The sequence below is a fragment of the Neisseria sp. P0022.S010 genome (assembly GCF_051956635.1).
On sequence record NZ_JBQCXF010000595.1, the window covers coordinates 1 to 1,726 of the forward strand.

The 1,726-nt window shown below is 48.3% G+C and carries 2 protein-coding genes; one reads left to right on the plus strand and one right to left on the minus strand.

Features of this window, described 5'->3' with window-relative positions; all coding sequences use genetic code 11:
• Positions 1-83: 83 nt before the first annotated feature.
• Positions 84-1,379: a serine--tRNA ligase gene (gene serS, locus ACTHUT_RS19755; RefSeq protein ID WP_004521097.1), complete on the plus strand. Its 1,296-nt coding sequence runs from the start codon at positions 84-86 to the stop codon at positions 1,377-1,379.
• Positions 1,380-1,444: 65 nt separating this feature from the next.
• Here serS and ACTHUT_RS19760 read toward each other — a convergent pair whose 3' ends face one another.
• Positions 1,445-1,684: a putative hemolysin gene (locus ACTHUT_RS19760; protein WP_004521099.1), complete on the minus strand. Its 240-nt coding sequence runs from the start codon at positions 1,682-1,684 to the stop codon at positions 1,445-1,447.
• Positions 1,685-1,726 lie beyond the last annotated feature (42 nt).

Genomic DNA, 1,726 nt, shown 5'->3' on the forward strand with positions numbered 1-1,726 from the left:
TGTTTTCAGACGGCCTGTCGCTGTGAAAATATCTTTAAATTGGTTTACAATAATGCCATTCTGAATCTTAACGAGAGAAAACAATGTTAGACATCCAATTGCTCCGCAGCAATACCGCCGCAGTTGCAGAACGTTTGGCCGCACGCGGTTACGAGTTTGATACCGCGCGTTTCAACGCTTTGGAAGAGCAACGTAAAGCCGTTCAAGTGAAAACAGAAGAGTTGCAGGCTTCACGAAACAGTATTTCCAAACAAATCGGTGCGTTGAAAGGTCAAGGCAAACACGAAGAGGCTCAAGCTGCGATGGATCAGGTTACCCAAATCAAGGCGGATTTGGAGCAGGCTGCCGCTGATTTGGATGCCGTTCAGAAAGAATTGGATGCTTGGCTGCTGAGCATTCCGAACCTGCCGCACGAAAGTGTGCCTGTCGGTAAAGACGAAACTGAAAACGTTGAAGTCCGCAAAGTGGGCACGCCGCGCGAATTTGATTTTGAAATCAAAGACCATGTTGATTTGGGCGAGCCTTTGGGCTTGGATTTTGAAGGCGGTGCGAAACTGTCCGGCGCGCGCTTTACCGTCATGAAAGGTCAAATCGCCCGTCTGCATCGCGCTTTGGCTCAGTTCATGCTGGATACGCACACGCTGAAACACGGCTATACCGAACATTACACGCCTTACATTGTGGATGACCTGACCCTGCAAGGTACGGGTCAACTGCCTAAATTTGCAGAAGATTTGTTCCACGTTACCCGCGGCGGTGATGAGAGTAAGAAAACGCAATATCTGATTCCGACTGCTGAAGTAACGCTGACCAATACTGTTGCCGACAGCATCGTGGCCGGCAGTGATTTTCCGTTGAAATTAACTGCGCATTCCCCATGTTTCCGCTCCGAAGCGGGCGCATACGGTAAAGACGTGCGCGGCTTGATTCGCCAACACCAATTCGACAAAGTGGAAATGGTGCAAATCGTTCATCCGGAAAAATCATACGAAGCGCTGGAAGAAATGGTCGGCCACGCTGAAAATATTTTGAAAGCGTTGGAACTGCCATACCGCGTGATCACTTTGTGTACCGGCGACATGGGTTTCGGCGCAACTAAAACCTACGACTTGGAAGTTTGGGTTCCTGCGCAAAACACTTACCGCGAAATTTCCAGCTGTTCCAACTGCGAAGATTTCCAAGCTCGCCGCATGAAAGCGCGTTTCAAAGATGAAAACGGTAAAAACCGTTTGGTGCATACTTTGAACGGCTCAGGCTTGGCAGTCGGCCGTACTTTGGTGGCGGTATTGGAAAACCATCAAAATGCCGATGGCAGCATTAATGTTCCTGCTGCGTTGCAACCGTATATGGGCGGCGTGACCAAATTGGAAGTAAAATAATCGTTGTTTAAATAAAAAGGCCGTCTGAAACTTGGGTTCAGACGGCCTTTTCTATGATTGAGCAATTATTTGTTGTGTTGACGGAAATATTCCCATTCTTCGACAACGGTACCGTTAGGTAAGTGGCACACGCCGTATTCACCACCGTCTTTATCTTTTTTGATTTCGGATTTGCCACCTTGTTTGACGCAGAATTCAGAAGCAGGATTGGCCACGCCGACCTTAGGAGATTCTTGTTTTTCAGAAGCGGAGCAGGCGGCCAAAGCAGTGGCGGCAGCGAGGCTGAGGATAAGGGGTTTGATCATGACGTATCTTTCATTTGAAGGATAAAAACAAGTGGATTATAG

Bases quoted from the DNA above. Each gene is read 5' to 3' on its own strand.
- serS (WP_004521097.1), top strand. From the start codon at position 84: ATGTTAGACATCCAATTGCTCCGCAGCAATACCGCCGCAGTTGCAGAA.
- ACTHUT_RS19760 (WP_004521099.1), bottom strand. From the start codon at position 1,684: ATGATCAAACCCCTTATCCTCAGCCTCGCTGCCGCCACTGCTTTGGCC.